The 22,137-nt window shown below is 40.7% G+C and carries 20 protein-coding genes and 1 pseudogene; 11 read left to right on the forward strand and 10 right to left on the reverse strand.

Features of this window, described 5'->3' with window-relative positions; translation table 11 throughout:
• Positions 1–383, reverse strand: a pseudogene (locus G593_RS21190) (choline-binding protein A); the annotation flags it as partial.
• Positions 384–559: 176 nt separating this feature from the next.
• On the opposite strand from G593_RS21190, the gene G593_RS0115320 reads away from it, so the two are divergent.
• Entirely contained in the window at positions 560–850 is a 291-nt protein-coding gene (locus tag G593_RS0115320; RefSeq protein WP_029732273.1) for a helix-turn-helix transcriptional regulator, read from the forward strand.
• A 54-nt stretch (positions 851–904) separates the two neighbouring features.
• Here the strand turns inward: G593_RS0115320 and G593_RS0115325 are convergent, their stop codons facing one another.
• The 5 genes from G593_RS0115325 to G593_RS0115345 form a co-directional block, all read right to left on the reverse strand.
• Complete coding sequence (locus G593_RS0115325; protein ID WP_049946503.1) at positions 905–1,516, reverse strand: antirestriction protein ArdA; 612 nt, start codon at positions 1,514–1,516, stop codon at positions 905–907.
• A gap of 173 nt (positions 1,517–1,689) precedes the next feature.
• Entirely contained in the window at positions 1,690–3,150 is a 1,461-nt protein-coding gene (locus G593_RS0115330) for a TniQ family protein (RefSeq protein WP_029732276.1), read from the reverse strand.
• Complete coding sequence (locus tag G593_RS0115335; RefSeq protein ID WP_029732277.1) at positions 3,147–4,406, reverse strand: ATP-binding protein; 1,260 nt, start codon at positions 4,404–4,406, stop codon at positions 3,147–3,149. The genes G593_RS0115330 and G593_RS0115335 overlap by 4 nt, the downstream gene beginning before the upstream one ends.
• The gene (locus G593_RS0115340; protein WP_029732278.1) at positions 4,396–6,225 is read right to left on the reverse strand and encodes a Mu transposase C-terminal domain-containing protein; all 1,830 of its coding nucleotides are present in this window, start codon (positions 6,223–6,225) and stop codon (positions 4,396–4,398) included. Before G593_RS0115340 ends, G593_RS0115335 begins: the two co-directional genes overlap by 11 nt.
• Positions 6,206–6,559, reverse strand: coding sequence for a hypothetical protein (locus tag G593_RS0115345; protein WP_029732279.1), 354 nt, complete (start codon positions 6,557–6,559; stop codon positions 6,206–6,208). Before G593_RS0115345 ends, G593_RS0115340 begins: the two co-directional genes overlap by 20 nt.
• A 187-nt stretch (positions 6,560–6,746) precedes the next feature.
• Between G593_RS0115345 and G593_RS0115350 the strand changes: the two genes are divergently transcribed.
• From G593_RS0115350 to G593_RS0115395, 10 genes are all read left to right on the forward strand, one after another.
• Positions 6,747–9,173, forward strand: a complete 2,427-nt coding sequence (locus tag G593_RS0115350) for a DnaB-like helicase C-terminal domain-containing protein (protein WP_029732280.1) — start codon at positions 6,747–6,749, stop codon at positions 9,171–9,173.
• 652 nt (positions 9,174–9,825) lie between these two features.
• Entirely contained in the window at positions 9,826–10,530 is a 705-nt protein-coding gene (locus G593_RS0115355; RefSeq protein WP_029732281.1) for a hypothetical protein, read from the forward strand.
• 100 nt (positions 10,531–10,630) lie between these two features.
• Positions 10,631–11,335: a hypothetical protein gene (locus G593_RS0115360; protein ID WP_029732282.1), complete on the forward strand. Its 705-nt coding sequence runs from the start codon at positions 10,631–10,633 to the stop codon at positions 11,333–11,335.
• Positions 11,319–11,585, forward strand: a complete 267-nt coding sequence (locus G593_RS0115365) for a hypothetical protein (RefSeq protein WP_029732283.1) — start codon at positions 11,319–11,321, stop codon at positions 11,583–11,585. The genes G593_RS0115360 and G593_RS0115365 overlap by 17 nt, the downstream gene beginning before the upstream one ends.
• A complete protein-coding gene (locus G593_RS0115370; protein WP_029732284.1) occupies positions 11,578–12,255 on the forward strand; it encodes a hypothetical protein in 678 nt (225 codons plus the stop codon). The genes G593_RS0115365 and G593_RS0115370 overlap by 8 nt, the downstream gene beginning before the upstream one ends.
• Position 12,256: 1 nt before the next feature.
• Positions 12,257–14,032, forward strand: a complete 1,776-nt coding sequence (locus G593_RS0115375; RefSeq protein WP_029732285.1) for a DUF5906 domain-containing protein — start codon at positions 12,257–12,259, stop codon at positions 14,030–14,032.
• Positions 14,033–14,457: 425 nt separating this feature from the next.
• Complete coding sequence (locus G593_RS20960) at positions 14,458–14,574, forward strand: putative holin-like toxin (protein ID WP_242827114.1); 117 nt, start codon at positions 14,458–14,460, stop codon at positions 14,572–14,574.
• A 708-nt stretch (positions 14,575–15,282) separates the two neighbouring features.
• On the forward strand, positions 15,283–15,483 hold the full coding sequence (locus G593_RS18770; protein WP_242827115.1) for a DUF6061 family protein: 201 nt from the start codon (positions 15,283–15,285) through the stop codon (positions 15,481–15,483).
• A gap of 269 nt (positions 15,484–15,752) precedes the next feature.
• On the forward strand, positions 15,753–16,454 hold the full coding sequence (locus G593_RS0115390) for a hypothetical protein (protein WP_029732286.1): 702 nt from the start codon (positions 15,753–15,755) through the stop codon (positions 16,452–16,454).
• Positions 16,454–18,085 (forward strand): ORC-CDC6 family AAA ATPase, encoded by a 1,632-nt coding sequence (locus tag G593_RS0115395; RefSeq protein WP_029732287.1) that lies wholly within the window; start codon positions 16,454–16,456, stop codon positions 18,083–18,085. Before G593_RS0115390 ends, G593_RS0115395 begins: the two co-directional genes overlap by 1 nt.
• A 974-nt stretch (positions 18,086–19,059) precedes the next feature.
• Here G593_RS0115395 and G593_RS0115400 read toward each other — a convergent pair.
• The 4 genes from G593_RS0115400 to G593_RS0115415 all read right to left on the reverse strand — a co-directional run bounded on the left by G593_RS0115400 (position 19,060) and on the right by G593_RS0115415 (position 22,031).
• Positions 19,060–19,668 carry a recombinase family protein gene (locus tag G593_RS0115400; RefSeq protein WP_029732288.1) on the reverse strand — a complete coding sequence of 203 codons (609 nt, stop codon included), beginning with the start codon at positions 19,666–19,668 and terminating at the stop codon, positions 19,060–19,062.
• A gap of 3 nt (positions 19,669–19,671) precedes the next feature.
• Complete coding sequence (locus tag G593_RS0115405; RefSeq protein ID WP_029732289.1) at positions 19,672–20,199, reverse strand: hypothetical protein; 528 nt, start codon at positions 20,197–20,199, stop codon at positions 19,672–19,674.
• Between the two features lie 178 nt (positions 20,200–20,377).
• A complete protein-coding gene (locus tag G593_RS0115410) occupies positions 20,378–21,337 on the reverse strand; it encodes a DUF5688 family protein (protein ID WP_029732290.1) in 960 nt (319 codons plus the stop codon).
• A 181-nt stretch (positions 21,338–21,518) separates the two neighbouring features.
• Positions 21,519–22,031 (reverse strand): JAB domain-containing protein, encoded by a 513-nt coding sequence (locus G593_RS0115415; RefSeq protein WP_049946504.1) that lies wholly within the window; start codon positions 22,029–22,031, stop codon positions 21,519–21,521.
• Positions 22,032–22,137: the final 106 nt, after the last annotated feature.

Genomic DNA, 22,137 nt, shown 5'->3' on the forward strand with positions numbered 1-22,137 from the left:
GCACCGGAGGCGTTTAGGTAATACCACGTCCCACCAATGTTTCTCCAACCAGTCGCCATAGCGCCGGAAGAGTTCATATAGTACCAAGTGCCATCGATTTTGTTCCAACCAGTCGCCATCGCACCGGAGGAGTTCAGGTAATACCATGTACCACCAATGTTTCTCCAACCAGTCGCCATGTAGCCGTTGCTATCAAACCAGTACCAAGTACCACCGATAGATTTCCATTGGTTTGCCGGATAAGAACCATTGTTCTCACACCACCACCAGCCAGTGTTATTATGTACCCAGTTCGCGGCAAATACAGGCTGTGCAAGAGTGGTGACAGCTACGGCAACTGCAAGAGCAGACTTTAATAGTCTTTTCAGTTTTTGATTTTTCAATTTGTATACCCCTTTCTTGTTTCTAATTTACAACATTAAATTCCATGTTTTTCATTTTAAACGTGAGGTTTAAAAATGTCAACATACAATAGTCATTATGATTACTGCACCATCTTTCGGATAATGCACCTGCATCCTGAATATCATACAATCAAAAAAGAAAGGATGTAGACTGTATGATAGCGGAACGTATAAAAATGTTAAGAGAGAACCAACATCTGTCCCAGACTGCCTTATCCAAACGATTAGGAATTACCCGAAGCAGTATTAACGCATGGGAGATGGGAATATCAACCCCATCGACCACCTATCTTGTAGAGTTATCCCAGATATTCCACGTATCGGTGGATTACCTGCTCGGTCTTGATAAGAATACAAGTCTTGATATCACAGGGCTTGACACGGAGCAGGTACGGATTCTCACAGACCTCGCGGAACATTTTCGCAAAGAGAAGAAAGTCAAATAGTATGCAGGACAATAACATTATTACAGCATAGATAATAGTATTATTGTCCTATTTTTATTCTACTGATGCAGCATCAAAACTTGTCTTTATATCATCTGTCATTGCGATATAGCCGTGAAGCGTATACATCCCACCTTCACGCAGGCGGATATCCCTGCCATATCCTTCGTAATCAATATAATTTCTAAGGGTGCCCAAATCATTCAGGCTTTCGGTAAATAACCCGCTGTTTTCCGCGTATTCATAGCCTAGGTCATAATCACTATTGACGTTATCCAGAAAGAGAAAGCTGTCGGAACTGCGTATGAGGTTTACAAGCTCTTCCACGCTGTATGTTGATGTTCCATATTCGAGCATTGACTCAAACTTTTCTATGGAGCAGTCCATCTTTACAATCTCATTTGCAAGATAATTAAGAAGCGTAATGTTATCGTATTCGTAAAGACATCGTGTAAGTCCCACTATAGCAGAGTCAAAGTCAGTAAAGAAGTATTCCTGATTCCCCATGTCATCGATTTTGATTTCCGATAAGATTTTACGTATCTCACTATGTAGATTCTCCTTGCTGCACTTGAGTGGAAAAGAAATCCATTTCCCGCAGCAGGTACCGGAATTATAAAGTCCCAGATTGGCGATGTATGCCTGAAACACAACCCCTTTGTCCATGTAAGTTCTCCTTTTTTAAAGAGCACCCGCACGCAGGATGCGTGGCTTTACAGAGAAAGGATTGGAAAATTGGATTTCTTTGAGAAACCATTTTCCTATTTTCCTATTTTTTCCCTGCATAGGATTTTATAAAAAAACCAATTTCCCAATTTCTCTTCCCTGTAAACCTGTGGTTATTCTTTCTTGCCTTCCGCCACCATCGCTTCCAAGAGTTTGGCTTCCCCTGTGCGTAAAAGAAGAGGAAGACACCGGTCAAAGTCCGCCCTTGTGATGTTGATGCGTCTTCGGATGCCGGTCCAGGTTACCGGCTCGCAGTTTTTCCGGATGTCATCAAGCGCCCAGAGTATCTCGCGGGTCCAGTATTGTTCCATCGTCTCGGTATATTGTTCCACCTCTTTCTTACAGATCGGCATCTTAAGGAGGGATTTGGACGGCAGTCGGAGATGCTTTTCCACTGCGGACAGCGTGATGCGTACGGGGCGGTCACCGTCAGATTCCTTTACTGCTAAAATCGCCTCTTTTACAAGTGGGAGTGTTTCTTTGTCCCGTAACTCCCAGTCTGTCCTTTTCGCCCCGCCTTTGCCCTTTTGTTTTGTCCTGCTTTTTTCATAGCTTCCTGCCTTCATCTTCTTTACGGATTCATAGGAGATGCCAAGCTTATCGGCTATCTGTCTGCAGGTATATCCCGCCGTAAAAAGCGCATGTATCCGTGCGTCAAATTCTTTTTTCTGACTGCGCGGCGGCAGCTTCCTGTCAACCAACGCCGCAGGGGATATCTGTAAGAAGTCAGCTATCATACAGATGACATAGGGATTTAATTTATCCCCTGTAAATACTTTCTGCATCTGCCAGACCTTTGCTACCGGATTTTCAGGAAGTTCCCTGTAAAAGCTTAAAAAATCCTCCGTCAGTTTCGTTATGTTTCTTTGTGCGCCGCGTGTGGATTTATAGGGTGTGTACGCAAGCTGACTGTCAAAAAAGACATGGACCGGAACCGGGGAATTTACATCTTTCATCATCTGGAAGACTTCATTTCTGTATTCCGCAAGCCGTATGAGCGATGCATTCTCCACAAAAGCGATTTCCTTTGATATCGGTATCAACTCCTGTGCTGTTAAAAGCGTGGGAGAGCGGCTGTCCTTTTTCCGGGTAAGGGCGTATTTCAGACGGCAGTGGTGGATGGGGCAGATTACGAGGTGTGGTATCTGGTGGGTGCGGTGCCAGTAGGTTTCCCCGTAGCGTTTCCTGTCTTCGTTTGCACATAAGGGGCAAAAGAGCAGACCTTTTACGGCTTCTTTTTCCCCGATTCTGCGCAGCATGTCACAGCGCACTTTTTGATTGCCTGCCAGTTTCGTTAGCAGTTCCTTTTGTCTGTCCTGCGAAAGAAATGCGCTGTAGTATGGAAACATCGTATGATGGAAAATCCGATGCTTCCTGTCCTGGTTTCTGGTAAGATGCTGCCATGCATCCAATGTGAGCGGATTGAGAAACTCTATATCGGGAGTTATCCATGCGTCACGGTATAAATCCTCGGCAGCGCTTCGGTAAATGGGATAGCCGGAGCGTACATAGTAGCGTGCCAGTACCGAGTAGAGCAGTTCATCGGGGTAGGGTTCGGGGAAAAAGGCAATCATATTTGCACCTCCGTAACGGATATATGCTTGGCAAGAAGCGGTACGATATCAAGATTTTCCTCTTTCGCTTTCTGTACCAGACGGGAGATGAGGTCTTCGGACGTATCGATGGCGGATGCATCCGTTTCTGCCACCGCTGGTGTCTTTCCCTTCCCTGTACGGGATGCGTGCACCGTTCTTTTTGGTGTGACCGATGGATGGATATAGGAGTGGAGCATGGAAAGCCTCTGTTCATAGGCAAGATGTAACGTTTCGATGTTTAAGCACTCCCTGCCGGATAGGATAGCGATTTCCTGTGCATCGTGGAGAAGCGTCACAACGACTGCCACAACACCACCACTGTGTCCGTACAGCCACAGCAGTTCTTTTTCCGTCAGAGGCGATGGATGCTTTACATACTGATAAGCGTACACGATGCTGCAAAACTCCTTGAATTCCTCCTCATACGGCAGGGCGGAAAAGTTCAGGCCAACGGAGCGTCTTGCAAGGTGCGCCGCCTGTTCAAAGAACACGGCACTCTCCGGTGTGCCAATCATTCCGATGGAGATGCCGCTGTTGTTGATAAGCTGTGTCAGGGCACCGATTAAGCTTTTTCCGTTCTTGCTGTTTGCAACGTTCTGGATTTCATCGACGAGTAACAGTCCGATGTGGTTCAATGCCACCTGACTGACCGTGCCAATCAGCATATCGGTTGTTGCCCTTGCACGGAGCGCAGACGCATAATAGGTACTGTCAAGCACCTCATCCACCTTCCGTAAAATCTCAAGCAGCATGCCCTTTACGGAAGAATCATAAGGGCACTGTACCACGATGCATGGAATCAGTTTCTGATATGGTGTTTCCACTTCGATAATTCCGTGCTGTCCCATCAGCGAAAGTGCACGGCTTACGGCGGTGGATTTTCCAATGCCGCTGGTGCCGATGATGGTAAAAGAGTCTGCCCCGCCGATAATCCCGCGGTAATTGAATCCGCAAAGAGCCCTGTGGTTTTCATAGCTTTGTGCGGTTGCATCCGCCGTTTCTTTTTTCTGCAGTGACCGCAGCATCGCAAGATACAGCTTGCTGTAAATTTCTTCTGCCATGCGTGACGGAACAAAGATGTCATAAAGCTGTGACAGACGCATCAGGCGAAGTGCCTGCGGCATTTGTGCGATACCATCGTCAAAGGCAGGGCATACCTTTAAGGCATTTTTTAAGGCATCCCCGGCAAGCATTGGTGGGAGCCGATTTATCATATCAAGCGGATTAGTTGTCATCGTGAACCTCCTTGTTAAAGTCTTTGTGGCGTTTTGCCTGTTCTTTCTTTCTGACATGCCGTACCTGTTTGATGTGGGTGTCACCTGTGTTTACCGCGGAGGTATCGACAATCGTCTGTATCTGGCGCATAAGGTCAATCCGAGCCTGTGTATTCTCCTCTCCAGCCGCCTTTACAAGGCTTTTCTGCTGTTTGTCCATCGCCTGTGCATCTGCTATCGATTTGCCTGTAAAACGGCTTTCTATGAGTTCAAACGGCGTGTATGCGTTATCCTCGATAAGCCATACGGATGATACGTCATCGGGATTGTATGCCACGGTCACTTCCTTCCCGTTTAAGTACGCTTCCCGATAGGTTTCGTTTTTGTATCGCATGCCATTTACTTTTAAGCCTGTACGGGTAAATTTCGCCATCGTGCGCGGCAGGAGCGTAAGCATGAGCCGTTCTTTTGAGACGGGCAGGAGGGAAGCCTCCGGCATGGCAAGCCCATAGTTAAAGACTGCGGCGGCGTTCGGTTTTACCTTACTTTTTAACATTTCCTCCGTGTAGGGATAGTTTTCAAGAATCCGTTTGGTATTGTAATAGATGATGCAGTGGAGGATTATCTTTTCAAAGGCATCCATCGTAAGACAGGCATCCTTTCTGTAATCGCGCACCCCGCGCTCCTGAAAGTCCGGTTCTATTACACCTTTTCCCTTTAACAGGGACTTAAAGTACCCCTGTATCAGGTCAAAGAACTTTTCCACCGGACCTTTCAGTTCCGGCCGGTATGCGTCAAGATTGGTAAGCGTAACCCCAAGTTCCGTTATCTGTGAGAAGTTTTCTGAGAGATATTCCCGTCCCATATCCGTTACGAGCATGCCCGGAAGAGCAGAGACATTCCAATCCTCTTTTTTGATGGGGATTCCAAATTTTTCACACAGTTTTACCTTATCTTCTACGAGGTTTCGCATAAGCCCGCGCAGGCTGTAAACACCACCCTCCCATGAGAGGAGATAGCCACAGCAGAGGCTGCTGTAAGCATCAATGCATGCCGTAAGCACAGGACGCCCAATAAGCCGCCCTTCCTCGTTTACAAGGTAAATATCGCAGATGGTCGCATCGAGCATCCCGATGCCTACGTGCGGGGCAAACTCCTGTACATGGTCTCCGAGCAGGGGGCGTTTGTTCCTCTGGTAGAAGGTAAGCCCTTTCCTTGCTATGTAGTAATTGGACCAGTTCTTTGTCTTTCTGTAAAAATATCGGAACTGATAAAAGGACGGATAGGACTTGACCAGATTTCCTTCGGCATCACAGTATTTCTCTTTCAACATAAGGATATAGGTATTTTTCAGGCTGTGATTCTTCCTTGTGTAGTAAAACTTATTGAGCGCCCAGCGGATGTTCTTTTCATCGGTGGATAATACCTTTTCCTTTTTGCGTTTTGCCGGAGCAAATACCGTCTTATCAGAAAAGGCAAGATACAGACACAGATAGAACCGCAGCGTCTGCGTAGTGACATTGTAATGCGCTGCCATGCCGTTTATCCGAAACGAACGTTCTTTGCTATCCCCAACGGCAGGGAGAATCCCTGCAATCATGGTAAAATGTTCATTTACAAACTGCCGTTCTTTTGCACTTAACTCTTCTTCCGGCACGGGAGAAATCCCGGTAAGTGCATACAAATCGCTTTCCGATGCCCCCTGCAGGGAGGCGAAACGGTCGATATTCTGCCAGATAGGCATGTGTCTTTTCTGGCAGTCCATCACAAGTGCCATGTCATTTTTTACGTCAATCACACGTAAAATCGTGTCCTCATACTTATACAGTCCTTTCTTCATCTATCACAATCCCCCAGTCCATCACGCCGTGGCGCAGCCAGTAGTTTCTTGATGCATCCAGAAGCTTTACCGTCATTGGCTTTGTAAGGTGACACCGCCTGACACATTCCCGTACCAGGATGTCCTTGTTTTTCTTTACGCATACAAAATCCGAGGTGTAGTCCCCCACGCTTAAGCCGTCAAGGGGCACGTTGCAGCGTATCTCTGTCACTTCCTTATCTTCCTGTAAAAGTACAGCGCAGCGCTCCTGTATCTTTGAATAGAGCTTTAAAACATCCTTTGATTTTGTAAGTGACAGTTTTATGCAACGTCCCTTATAATTCTTCTTTACCATGGCAACCTCCTGTAAAATCAACGTTTCCCAAAAATTTCCCAGAAAATTTCCCAAAAACGTTTTTGGGGATTGTTTTTGGGAGCGTTTTGGGGAACTTTCAAAAATGCACCCGTTCCTTTAAATTTTTTCGTTTCCAAAGGGCAGGTATGTTATAATGGGGATATTACTTAAAGGAGGATTTTTTCATATGCCAGATAAGGAGAAGCCAACAACGAAAAAGGAGGCAGAAAAAAAGGCGGCAGGCACGCAGGAAAAGGGAAACACCAAAGAGTACACTGTCAAAAGCATGGACTCAGTGCTTTCCGATTTTTCCATCACGTCTATCGGAAGCCTTCATAATACACCGATTTCCACCGGGGTTCAAAATCTGGATATACTGCTAAACGGCGGGTTCAGTAGCGGCCTTATTCTTTTGGGTGCACAGCCCAGTATGGGAAAATCAACCCTTGCCCTGCAGATTGCATACAACATCGCAAAATCAGGTATTCCGGCATATTATTATTCCATAGAAATGACGCGACACAGCATTGCAGCTAAGGCTCTGGCAAGAACTATCTTCTGTCAATCCAGTGCAAAGATGAAAATCCGTGCAAACAGATTTATGACAGCTGACGGCCCAAATGCATTTACTGCCAAAGAATGGGATTCCATTGAAGAGGCACAAAAAGCGCTGGAAGAGGGATTTCGCAACTTTTACGTGATAGAATCCTTAGATAAAAAACCGGTCAGTGGGAAAGAGATTTATGAACAGGTGCCACAACTGTTAAAAAAATCAGGCAAGGAGAAATGTGTCGTATTTGTCGATTACCTGCAGCTGTTAAGTTACCCGTCCGAAGATGGGAATACGCACCAGCCGGATATGCGAACCATCGTAGACACAAACCTCAATTATCTGAAAGCACTTGCCAGCGACTGTAATATTCCTATCATCGTCATCAGTTCCCTAAGCCGAAGCAATAACGGAAGTCCGGTGCAGACCTCCGACTTTAAGGAATCCGGAAATATTGAATATTCTGCAGATGTGCTTATGGCGATGCAGTTTACGAAAACACCTCCAAGAAAAAAGAATACGGATTATGCTGCATTCTTTCAGAAAGAAAAATCAAAATCACCGCGTGAACTTGATGTAATCGTCCTGAAGCAACGGTACGGCAATTCGGGAAGTGAAGCGAAGGTAAGCTTTGATTATTATCCGGAAACTGATTATTTCACCTTAGCCGGTACTGTTCCGCAGGCATTTGGAAATTTAGAGGAAGACTGGATGAACGACTGCCGTGAAGTACAAAGTGTATATTCAGACTCTCCGGAATCCGAGAAAAAAAGACAACGATTCTCCGTACCGCCAAGTGAAAGACTGCCTGGCAGATTTTACATTAACAACTGTAAACTCATCCAGAGTTTTTATAAGCAGAGCGATTTTGCGCCGTGTCAGAAATTAACGGTAAATGTCACAAACGCAGAGCATCCTAAAACCTGTACGGTGTTTGTGCGGCAGAACCTGCATTTTGATTATTATGACAAGATTGTGTGCGATGCCGTATCAACCCTGTGGATGTATTATAAGAGCTCAAATTTAAAGAATGACCAGGTGAAAATCAATGTAAATGCGGTACTTGCCTGTATGTCCGGCAATGATACCATACGGTTAAAGAAAGGGGCAACCTCTTCCAAAAGGGAGAGCCATCTTATCGATATCCTTGAAAAACTGGGAAATACGGAAATCTGTATCGACCAGCGGAAGGAACTTTCCTTAAGGAAATCGTCTGACATCGGAGGAATACAGGGCGTATACAGTGGCTATATCCTGCCCGTAAAGAGGATGGCACATACCAACGATTTTCTGTTAGACCTTACCAAGGAACCGCCATTTTATGCGTATGCATCGAACAAGAACCAGGTCATCAGCTTAAAAATGCAGTATCTTACCTGTAAAGAAGAGCTCCCAAAAGCCCAAAAGGGAAAAAAAGAGGATATCGCTTTCACAGGAAACGCAGAAAAAGCGGCAAATGCAGGAGCTGCCGGTGAAGCGAACAAAGGCTCGAAAGAACACCAAAGAAAAGAAATCCGACTGCCATCCAATACGGACGATGTATTACAGATAAAGCACCTGTTGAACCAGAGACTGCAGATCATGAGGCATGCAAACAATAAGATGCATGGCTCTACCATAAAATATTATTATGCTTCGCACGATGTGAAGGAAGCCTACGAAGGATTCTGTACGGTTATCGGCATAACCAGAGAGCGTTTTGCCTCTGACACCTCGTTTTATAACAGAATCCGGCAGATTCATAAGTATGTTACTACGCTGCTTGACTATTATGTAAGCATCGGTTATATCAAGGGATATACCGAAACAAAGGCCGAAAAAGGCAAGCGAATCACCGGAGTAAAGATAGAATTTTGCAAATCGGTAAAGCGGGATGATGCGGATACGGCTGCAATACAAAAGCAAGCGGAGCAGAAACTGGCTGAGGTTAAAGCACATCTGCATGAGCAGGGATTCCAACAGAACCAGGCAATGCAAGAAGCAGCAATACAAAAGCAAGTGATACAGAAAGACACCGTACAGGAGCCATCCTCACAGGAGCCACCGACAGGTAAAAAACAGTGAAAATGAACCCCATTTACGCCTTGTTAGCAGTGCCTAACAGGGCGTTTTTTAAAAACTATAAATAAACACTTGATTTTTTGGGACTGCACGATTTGATTGAAAAGTTTTGATTTCAGATGAGTTTTGGATAATATACATGTTTTTTATCCGAAATACACATGAATAAAACGTGTTTTTAAATAAATTATCTTTGAACAATAAACGCTTAAAAATGTTGATTTTCTGCTATTTTCTGTCAAAATTCACATGTAAAATATCAAACATTTCTCCATATAAGTATTCCTTATACGTATAAGAATAAGTATTTATTAAAATATCTTACATTCTTATACATAAATATATCTACGATATCTAACCACTGTATTTCACTTCCATACAGTGGCTTTTTTTTCGTTGTGCGAAAAAGACCATACGATGCTGTTTATGTATAAGAATGTAATGCGGGCGCAGTTCCACCGACAGCACAGCTGTCGGTCTGTACAACATAAATTGTAATAAACGTGAGTTTTACAGTAGTACACATTATGAAACATGAGAACAACTCATGAAATGAAACATGAGGACATGTTACATAGATACAAAAGGTGACGGGAGGGAAAGTGAAGATTAAAAAAAGAAAATCTTCAAATATCAAAGAAAGGAGATTCTTACTATGAATGGAAATCGTACAGAACGTGTAAGAGCGCCTGCATGGGTACTCGGTAACAGAAATAATTCACTTAATAATGTGGGCTATGTGATAATTAGCCCGGAAAGGGAGGCCAAAATGGGCTTAAAAGAAGAACTGATTGCAGAAGCAATCGATTATACAGATTCAGCTATGACAAGACATATTTTAGATGAGCAGGCAAATTTTAACAAGGTAAGCGAGGCATTTAATTGTTCATCGTACGGCAGAGATGCCATGGAATATGTACACAAACTTTTAGCAAAGATGGGAAAATCAATTGGTGATATTATTGCGAAAGAAAAATCAGCTTTGACTAATACCTATGTATTCAATGGCGGAACAGAAGTTCAGACAGAAGATACATTATCAACCAATGACAGTATGTTATATCCTGTCCTCTTAACAAAAGCTGATTTAGATTCTTACTGCATCATTGCATTGTCTACTATTCAGCAGAATGTGACATTGCATGTCGAAGATGAAATCCATGAAATGGATAAATATATCACGGATGTTAATACAGATAGTGATGTAATCACAATCTGCCAAAACATCAAGAGGATATTTAAAAAGATTCTTGATGCAGAAAATGAAATCATCAATGATGAACTTAAGCGTTTTAACGCTAAATGCAAAAAAGAGCCACACAACTTGGTGTGGCTCTTTCAAATTATAAAAAACGTGTAATTGTAATACACGAAGGATACAGAAAGCATCTTACGTTGCTTTCGGGTTTAAAAATGAAGATAAAGATAAATCTTCAAATTATTAGAAAGGAGGCTTTGTCATGAACAATAAGAAAAACGAACCTCATGAGAGTGCCTGCAAAGGTACTTGTGAGAACACATCTATTACTGGGGGTATCCCAGAGAAAGGAGTTAACACAATTGCATTAAGCGATAAGGAAATAGAATGCATTAAAGCTGAGGTATTAGATAAAATGACTCAATGTGAAACGGTTAATTTCAATGCCATTAATGTTGGCATCGAAAAGAATCTTGTGGCAAATAAAGATAATTTATATGCACAGGAAGGATTAGCTTATATTAAGAATTTTAATCAGAAAATGCATGATGCCATTATGAATTTCTACAAATCAGAAAAGGCTAAATTGTCCAACCATAATATCGATTCTGATAAGCCTGAGTATAAGGTTACATCCGTAGATACAGATTGGATTTCTACTCTCACATGGACAAAGAAATCCATGCCACAGCATTGTCAAGACGTAGTCTTATCAGCAAAACAGAATGCCAGCCAATACAAACTAGAAGCTAAAACTCGTGAATTTCAAGCATTCTTATCCGATAGGACAAGCGAACGTGATAAGTTCTACTGCAGTTATCATAGTGAAGTGAGTAACTGCCTCTATGATATCCAGATGAAAATCATCCATAAAGAGTATTCAAAATTAATGAAGAGCACCTCTTATCGGTCGCCTGCCATAGAAAGATTTGTATCGGAGGTTATGAAAAATGGAAAACCATCCTGATATTACAGCAGAAGCAATCTATGAGGAACGAAAAAAAGCTTATCATATGCTTTTAACAATCATAGATATGCTTGACGAAGAATCGAATCTTCAAACGCCTGTATTGCAAGTCTGTAAAGACTTGCTTACGCAGGTGCAGCAAAGGTATTTAATTTCATCCGATATCTGGCATGAATGTAACACCAAAAAAACAGAAGCAATGTCTGACAGTGAAAAAAACAGTCAGACGGAAAGGACAAACTATGAATAAAAGAAACAGTATTATAACTTTAACCCGTATGGATTTTTTAAAAAATGTTAGGAGGTCCTTGATAACAGATTATAAAAATAAAATCATGTTATGCAATAAACTAAAAAATGACATTAATGATTTAGACATCCGTCATGAAGATGCTATATCATTTATTGAGTTTCTTGCAGCTTTACAGCTTGAGCATGGATTTGACATGTATGCTAATCAAAAAGACCGTCTGATTCTTGATAGCGTAAAAAATATTGAGGCAGTAGGATTAAAAGAATTCTTAGGCGGTATCACTCGTATTTCTAGCTCTCCATATAGTTATGGATTCCTCAGTATCCATCCATATCAATATTTGAAGCCCTTATTTTCTAAAATTAACGACGAAAAGTCGCTTCTTAGTTTTTGCAAACGGTACGCAGATTGGCTTCTTGAAGAATATGGAGAAAATTACGGCTACGAGGAAGAAATATATAGAAAGGAAGGTTTACTTGCAGATTATAGTATTAATGAAGATGATGTTTACTTTCACTATATAATTGATTGTAAATATGATGCATATAATCAGACCTACGATGATGCAATGAGCCTTTTAGAATATGCTTCGGATAAATTAGAAACATATTTGATGAGGGAACTAATTTACAAATGGCAAGCAAATTATAAAAAGGAGGTTCATTAGAATGAAATACATATTTAATAGCGCAGACCTTATGCCACAGCTTTCTCAGATATTAACAAATTTAACAGTTAATGAGATTGTAGACCTGATTCGGTACGCAATTACAGAAGATGACCTCATACGCGATATAACAGAAGCCTATTTGATGGGAAAAAGTCCCAAAGACATTAACCCCAAACAGACGTCTCGAGAGGTTATGTTATTACTGATTACGGCATTTAGGTATAAGAATTCATGTTTTAACGCAAATTTAAAAACTCCGCAGGAAATTCCTGCCGCTACACTTGCTACAGCTTTAAGCAAGACCGGATACTTTGCACGCATTAGGACTGATAACGAATCAGAGCCCGCCTTATATGTCTATAATGACAGTGGTCTCCATGCAGGTACCTATCGCTATTGTGACAGCCGTGATGACACAGGAGAATTTCACAATATCGTTAGACGATGGAACTATACAGCGTCTTTCAGGTACCGGCGTGAAGTATTTTTATACCTTGCAGGTGAGGCTCCGACTTTATATGAAACGCAGGATGATGAATGGGTTCCTGTAGAAAACGGAGCTTTCAATGTGCGAACACAAGAATTCATCTCCAATATGGATGATGCGTACAGGGAAAAATTTGTATTCCTTAAGAAAAACCATAGAGCATATAATCCAAATGCCTGTGTATCCCCTATCATTACAGACCCGGATACCGGTGACACCTATGATATAGATACTGTGATTGAGTCATATTTTGGCAAAGGCTCACCTATGACCCAGCTTTTGTGGGAGCTTTTTTACAGCCTCGTCAGATATAAAAAGAATTATCGTGTCGCGCACTTCTTCTGTAACGTTGACAATGGTACGAATGCGGGCAGCAACGGAAAGAGTACCCTGCTTAGTCTGATGCGTGGACTTATCGGGTCAGGTAACTACTGCTCGATAAAGCCTACAGACATGGGCAAGGATTTTGCTCTTGGCAATCTTCCTGATACCACTGCAAACCTTGTGGATGAGATAAGCGTCACAGAGCCTATCGACAGTATTGATATCTTAAAGACGCTTGCGACCAGGGATGCCAGTGTCACTACACAGCGTAAGTTCCACGACCCAAGAACCGGACGGTGGGACGGAAATATGGTTTTCTGCTGTAATGGATTCCCAAAGATTACCGAAAAAACAGGAGCAGCAGAAAGAAGATTCTACTTCTGGAATTTTATCAAGCGGTTTACCGGAGCTTCCGATAAGAATTTTATTCAGGATGTACTTGTAAAGGACGAGTGTGTACTTGAGTACGTACTGTATAAGATTTTACATATGGGGGATATCAAGAAGCTGTCACGTCCACAGGAAATCGATGACACGTTAGACCAGTATCGTAAAGCTACTTACAATACGGTACATGAGTTCATGAACGAAATGGCTCTTCCTGATTCAGCCGGAAACATCAAACTGGTGTGGACGATGCAGCCGTTTCGATGGTTATTTGAGCTTTATCAGGCATGGTTACTTAAGGACTTGGGACAGCATAATAAATTGACGAAAAAGAAATTCTGTCAGGATATTATGGCATGGTGCGCTCTTCATCCTGATGACTGGGAGCTGCGTTCGGGCGCTGTACATAGACCAAAAGGTGCTATGGAGCAGAATGAGCCATTAATCGGTGAATACGGCGTAACATCATGGTATGGTAATGTACAGACACAGTTCGACAGCAACAACCAGCCGGTTGGAACCACCTATCACCCAGTTCTTAAAGACACATACGACAACGCATTAATGCGTAAATAGGTTTTTTATAGCCACTGCCACCATAAGGTGGCAGTGGTAATTCGTAAGATTTACAGAAATTGGGGAATTGGAATTTTTAGAGAATCTATTTTCACGATATGATAAAAAAATCATGAAATGGATTTGACGAAAAAACAAATTTCCCAATTTTTTTTCTGTAAATGTCAAATGTGCTGGAACTACTGACTAACTGGCAAATATAATACAAGTAATTTACTCTGAGCATCCACCTTTGGCGTGGGTGCTCTTTGTTTCATGAGGATATTATCGTCTCATGTCTAATCATTCAGGATACATATGATACTGAATTGAAAATTGTCGTACTGTGTGATAAAATGACAGCCATGGAACCCACGACAGGGGGTGGCATCCTCCCGAGCCAATGGACCGGTTTACCGGAATACATAGGAAGGGAGGTGGCGCTGATGACAGCTTATGAGATTCTTTCGATTTTCATTGAGATATTAGCTCTGCTGATGTCCTTTGGCAGCTTAGTTATTGCGTTGCTTGCCTTTCTCGACAAGAGAAACAAGCGAAAATAAAAATGCCTACTCTGTCGCAACCAGAGTAGGCGTCTCTATTTAGAGAAACAAGCTAACTCGGGAAACTCCACCTTTTGGAGTGGGGCTCCTAAGAGGCATCTGTTACAGCAGGTGCCTTTCTTTATGCTTAATATATCACAATAAGCGGATGATTTCAACTTCCTTTATTAGGAAATCGAATGGATACTGCTGTATAAAAAAACAAATGGTTTCGTGTACAATTTTCTTGCAGCCATTTTGGTTAAAAATATCGTGGAAAGGAGTAATTTGTCATGAAAAAACTGTATACGAAAAGAAGCCACCTTTTTTTATACAGTTTTGTTTTGGGATATATATAAATATTTCACTATGTTACAAGATACACCCCATTATCCTATCAGCAACAGAGCACATACCGCAGCGTATCCTCTGTTGCTGTTCTTTTTTCACCATCGCTACCCTGTGATTCTTGGAATTAGAAAATATAAACTTTATAGGAAGGGTAGAAGCCAAGCAAACAGAAGTGTATCATTTTATCTGCTTTTGGCTAGGTAAGATAGGTTAATTAGTCAGAAAATATTTGCACTGATGGAACAGCGTGGGATGACTCAGAAAAAATTTCTAAACAGACTGAAATATCGCAAAGTACGATAAGTGATAAGAAAAGGAAAAAGACAAATCCATCAGCAGATAAAATATTAAAAATATGTGAGGTACGCAGATGGAAATATGCTTCGGATAAAGTGTGAAGAGGTAGAGGCTGCTCTGAGGACAACAGAGCAGTCACTGGCAAAGTTACATAAATTATTGGATAATAAGTCGATAGAGTATGTTGAAATGGGTCTATCCGGGGAGATGCAGGCATATTGCGATATATGGTTAAGGGGATGTTCGGAACGATTGTGCAGGGGATTTGAAGAAAGGGTATAATTGGGCTACGGCGGAGATGATGGCTAGGGAGTTTTTTTGATATGAGAGTTAGTGACAATGGAGGGGGAAAATGCTTTTGAAATGCGATAGAAATATAGATGTAATCATGGTAAAATATATATACGAAGATAAAAATACAATGTGAGTTGAAATGATACGCATAATTTGGTAGGTAATGCAGTTCAGATATGCTGGATGAGTATTATTTTTGTTAGTCTTAAAGTTATGTTTGATAATTAAGTAAACGAGGAGGTTACATAATAAAGATAATGATAGGAGATTTAATAAAAGGTTTCAAAAATAGGTTGGATGATAATATATCTAAGTCAATAAAAGAAAACGATAAAAAATTGAGTGAGATTTCATTAAATATAGAATTGATTGAAGAAATTACAAATCATATTGATAATGATACTCAAATTATTTTAAAGGAAATAATACATGATTTGATTTCAGGTCTATATTCTGGATTACAAGCATTATATAGAAACGCATATATTAGTCTAAGAAGTGGAATAGAATTATCTTTGACATATGTTTATTTCTTAGATCATAATTATGAATATCTATTTTGGAAGCAAGATAAGTATGATGTTAAGTGGTCTGTGTTAGAAAATGAGGAAAAGGGAGTCCTAAACGAGAAATATCTTGCTCTATTTTGTGACGACAAATTTGAAAAGTTATTTAGTCTATGTAGAAAAATTTATCGGGATTGTTCCCAGTTTGTACATGGAAAGTATGAATACATGTATACGGTAAAACATCAAGTAATTGACTATGATAAAGATACATTGATAGAATTTCTAAATATGTTTTATGACCTTACTAATATTATTATTGCATTGTTGCTTATAAGACATAGTAACTTGAATCTAGGTATTGACGAAACATATAAAGGTATAATAGAAAAGAATTTGAAAAAATTACAATTAACTAATACATTGGAGAAGGTAAAGGAGTACTGGAAATAATGATAAGTTTCACCTTAAGAACAGAAGATTTGTCAATAGAAGAAATTGGTAAATTTTATGTTGATACAAAACATGATAGAGAAAATGTCGAATTTTTAAAAAGTAATGCTACTGGACTTTTGATAGGAAGCAGAGGAACAGGGAAGACTATGCTGCTTAAAGTTGCAGAAAAAGAGTTGTTAGAGAAATTTGAGAATGATAGAAAACTTCCTGTTTTTGTCAGTTTTTCGTCGGCTGCATTGGTGAATAATGAAGCGGAAAAATTTAAAAAGTGGATGTTATCAAAGATTCTATTTGCACTTCAGGGACAATTGAAAGAATTAGGTCTGTTAAAAACAAAAAATATTTTCTCATTATTATTGGGAAAAGACAGTGAAGAAACAGATGAGTTAGCTATTAGAATAAATCAATTGATCGAAAAATTAGAAAAGTCATGGAAAAAAGGTATAACAAATGAAGAACCGGTGACGCCTTTTGTAGAGGATATTGATTATTTTAAAGAATTGTTACATTCAATTTGTTCTGAATTGAATATAAAAAGTATAGTTTTTTTATTTGATGAGGCATGCCATAATTTTTTGCCTAAACAACAGAGGGAATTTTTTACATTATTTAGAGATTTAAGAGATTCTAAAATTTGTTGTAAGGCTGCAGTATATCCAGGAATAACATCATATGGAACATTTGAAGTTTTTCATGATTCTATTGTGAAAAGGGTTGAAAAGGATATTTTAGCAGAAGACTATGTGGAAAAAATGAGGGATATTATTGAGCGGCAGATAGATAGCAGAACATATAATATTTTGATTCAAAAAGGAGAATTGCTTGATTCACTAATTTATGCTGCGACAGGAAACCCTCGTGTATTGTTAAAAAGTGTTTATGAAGCGAGTGAAAAATTAACATCCTTAAAGAAAGTGAATGTTAATTCAACACTTAAGGATTTTTATAGAACCCAAATGTGGAATGAATATACAAAATTAGGAGAAAAATTTGAGGCTTATAAAGAAATAGTTGATTGGGGAAGAACATTTATAGAGGATAAAGTTTTGGTAGAGACTCAAAATAAGAATACTCGTTCTGAAAATGAAGAAGATTATGACAAACAAACAATATATTTTATAATACATAAAGATGCACCGGAGTTGGTTAAGAAAGCAATTAGTATTTTAGAATATGCTGGAATTGTAATTTTGCATACAGAAGGATATAAGATTAGAGGGAATATTTATAATAGATATCAGATAAACATGGGGATTGTTGCAGCAAGTACATCTGAAACAGACTTGTCCACTTATATAAATAAATTACGAAAAGGGTTGTCAATAAAAGTAGTTACTGAATATGGTGCAAATTCTTTAGCATTTAAAGAATTGGAACAAATAAAGAATAATATTAATTTTGATGATGGAGGGATTGATTTACAAACACTGTTAAACAAATCTATAGATATTTTGGATATATATGAATATCAGAAGACTGAAATCAAAAAAAAGGGATTTTGTAAATTAATTGATATTTTAAATGCATCGGAGATAGATTTGCAAAGTGCCTATTTAATTGGACCGGTTAGAGCAAGAAATATTTACAATTTATCTATGAATGCTGTATTGGAATATATAATTGGATAGGAGTAAAGATGGCTCTATTTTGGATCTGATAATTTTGACTGGCACAAATACAGGAGAGTTTTTTGAAGAATATAGATAATAAATCTATTAAAAATCAGAGAGAAACAGGTAGTTCAAGTTTTTCGCCAAAGAGTTCGAATAATTACCATATCACAGGGCACACCTCATTATCCTGTAAAAGGCAAAAATAATTATCCTATCAGCAACAGAGATCAGTACTGCAGCGTACCTCTGTTGCTGTTCTTTTTCACCATCGCTGCCCCGTTCACATAGGGATTCGGACTTGTATAAAACAGAGCGTAAACAGCAACGTGATATCGGCAATGGCAATACCACTGCGAGAGTTTGCTGCGAAACTACAAGGGCATGGGTAACACTGCGAAACGTTGATATTTCCTGGTGTTGCAGGGTGTGTGGGATGCTTTGGATGATGCTGCGAAAGTGACATTGCGATAGTGCTGCTGTGTAAGATGATACTGTTATATGGGACGCGATAGAAGTTGGGTTGTCAGGATTACCACTGCGGAATGTGCTGTGGAATTGCGCTGCAGTGCCGGAGGGTTTTGCAGTGCCGGAGGGTTTGGCTGTGTGGTTTTGCTGTGGGATGTGAGGATAGTGAGGATACTGGATTTTGCCCTTTGAGGATAATGTGGTGTGCCCCGGAACATAGTATATTTTCAATATGCCGTTTTTGGGAAAAGCGGCAACTGCCCGCAAACCCAGTAAAATCAAGGGTTACAGCGATTTTATGATTTTTCCCAAAAATAAAAAAATTTCCCCAAATCTTGTTTTTGGGGATTTTTTTATGTTTTTGGGAACATTTTTGGGAAATCGGCGGGGGCGGTGTCTCCCTTCCCAAACGGGGAGGAATGGCGAAAATAAATATTCATTTACAGAAATTGGGAAATTGGTTTTTTACTCAAATCTATTTCCTGATTTTTTTTAATAGCATAAAAATAGATTTTCTAAAAATCCTAATTTCCCAATACTTCGTCTTTTTTCTCTTCCAGCATTTTTATATATTTTCTAACTGTACCTCTGTTTAGTCCGGTTATCCGTGCAAGCTCCGACTGGTTGATTTTGTGCTTCTCGTAAAGTGGATAACTTTTCATGAAACGCTGGGGGATATCGGCAACGGTCGTGTGGGGACGTCCGATGACTTTCCCCTTGGCGGCGGCATTTCGCATTCCTGAGGTGACACGTTCGGAAATCATGTTGCGTTCCAGTTCGGCAAATACGCCCATCATCTTGACCATGCCTTCAACCATCGGGTCTAAGGTATCCCCTGTACAGTCCACCTCAAAGGTGCCAAGGATGAGTTTTAAATGCTTCTCCTTGGCAATGTCGATAATCTCAATCAAGTCCTTTGTACTCCTCGTGATACGGCTTAGTTCTGTTGCGATAATCACGTCACCTTTCTCTGCCACAGACAGTAAGAGATTTAACTGCGCCCGGTTGCGCTTGGTACCGGATTCATATTCACAGAATATCTTCTCGGCACCTAATCCGCGTAAATCCCTTTCCTGTCTGTGGATATCCTGCCTTGTTTCATCGGTGGAGCATCGTGCATATCCGTAATTCATACGTTACTCCTTTGGCTCATGTTCCCTGTTAAGACGTGCCTGTTCTCTCAGGAAAGCAGGTTCGATTTCTTCTCTGTAACACTGTCCGTAACGGTAGTAAAAATCCATGAAGCTTAAGATTTCCTCTGTGAATACATCTGCATACAGTTTGGCATCCTTCTCATATGCAGCACTTAAATCAGCAAGACGGATAAAACATCTGTCCATGTCAGAGATGCTGCTTTCAGAATTATACAGATACGGATATGCTTTCTCTGCATCATGATTTCTCATATGGTCATGCAGTTCTTCCATGCGTCTTAAAAAGAAGTGCTTGAAGCTTCTCATTTTTGATGTGGCATAACTGTCGACCTGTGACATGATGAAGCGTTTCATAATCTCCGGGGTATAGTCATCATTGCGAAGGATGATGTTCTTATTTTCGTTCCATAACAAGACTGCACGCATGGCCACGCGATATCTGTCTGCTTTTTTTGTATTCCAGTTTATGGAATCAAGTGCTGTTAAAATAGAATTGTCTTTTTCCAGCATATTTTGGTCTCCTTTCCGTAAAAAATCTACTTTTTTCTATAGGTATATTATACCATAAAGCGCCTGATGAAGCACGCCGGGCCCCTGTTACAGGGGCTTTGCGGCATGCAAAATCTTCCCATATATGAGCAGATTTTTAACGCCAAAAATTTAATAAAAATTTAATAATTGGCAGGTCTTATTCTGTGATGACAGTAAAGGATTTTTCGACTTTGTCGTAGTAGTAGATGTTGTCGGATAAGATTTCCTCAGGGTCTACATTCGTCTCATTTACCTGCCGTACCATATGGATAAGTTCGGATGCTTCCATGGCACATGATGCAGGTACAATGATAGATTCATGGATGGAGGAAGGCAGGATATAGAAGCTGCCAAGAAATTCCCCGATTTTCTCCATGACCTGTGGAAGGAGCAGGGATGCTGCCCCAAAAAGCTTTGCCTTGTTTGTAACGATGTAAAGCGGCATGTCGTTTCCGTTATCGATTTTTAGTGTAAAACCATCGAAATCATATTCAGAAATATCCATCGGCGGAGCATTAAGGAACTGCGCAGTTGGAAGGAAGCTTTCCATCATCTCCCGCAGGGGGCACAGGATAGCAGGGCTTACTCTTGGTGTATTCAGCATGGCCTGTGTGTAAAGCGTTTCCTCATCGATACCCCACGTTTGAAGAAGCGTGTTTGTTACCGTGACAATACCTGAAAAATCCAACGCATCCTTCAGATGCAGTGCATAGACGATTGCCAAATCCTGTACCATGCGATGCGGGATATCCTGTAACATCTCGCGGTTTTTCTCTTCGTTTATCAGCTTTATAAAGAGCCGGTCTTTTGCATTGGCAAACGATGACAGGACGTTTTGCATTGGCGTAGTGTCATTTGTGCATGCTTCCTCATACGCATCAATGACCTTCTGAATAAGCTGTGCTTTTGATACGCCATCCTGATACAATCGATACATGCCATCTATGTATATGGTGGGTGCAAGTTTACTGCCCTCTTTTGCGATGACAAGTCCTGTACGGACATGCCCATTGTTTTTTCTCACATGATTGATACGAACGGTGCAGTCTGGCAGGACTGCCGCTACCTCTGATTTTAATGTACATGCAAATTCATAAATCTCATTCATCTCATTCATACTCGTTTTCTCCTTTATAGGCATTTTTGTGTAAATGTTATTTCTCAGGCATTGTATGCCTGGAAAAACCCATTTGGGGCTTGGGTGATTTCCATTTTACTTGTGGAGAGTCCGTAAAGGGCGGTGCAAAGCGCCGTGCATTTTACCCTTTACGGACTTTCCGGAAGTAAATACACTCCTCTTAAGCCTCAACATGGTCTTTATTTTTATCATTATTATTTTCTTTGTCCCACACATTTATAAAGAAGCTGAAGCAGGATTTATCAGCGCCGATGATTAAGTTTTCTAAAAAATAGACTCCCATCAGGTCTGAAAGCTGTTTCATCCGTTCTGCCACTATCATGTCAGGCTTTGACGGCGTGCAATCCCCGCTCGGATGGTTGTGTACAAGTATAAAACTTGAGGCATTGCACATCATAAGGCGTATCATAATCCCTCTTGCATCAACAATCGTCTCCTGTATATTGCCTCTGCCAATCTCGAAAAATGCAAGTGGCTTTGATTTCAGATTCAGTGCGATAAGGTACAAGACCTCCTGCGTTTCCTTGTGTATCTCAAACACATCTGTCATGACTTTTACTATATCCTGTGCATTACCAAAGTACTGTATTTCTGGGTATAGTTTTGCAGGTGATTTCACAACGCGTGGCACGCCTTCATCATCAAGCCTTAGTCGGGCATTCACTATTCGCATTTTTGGTTCCTCCTTAACTTGAAAAATGGCAGGAGTCTTATATAAGCTCCTGCCAACAATAAGATAGATACTCCATACGGAGTCGGGTGCATTCAGCGCAAAAGGG

The sequence above is a fragment of the Dorea sp. AGR2135 genome (assembly GCF_000420885.1).
In the GTDB taxonomy this organism is placed as follows: domain Bacteria; phylum Bacillota; class Clostridia; order Lachnospirales; family Lachnospiraceae; genus Dorea; species Dorea formicigenerans.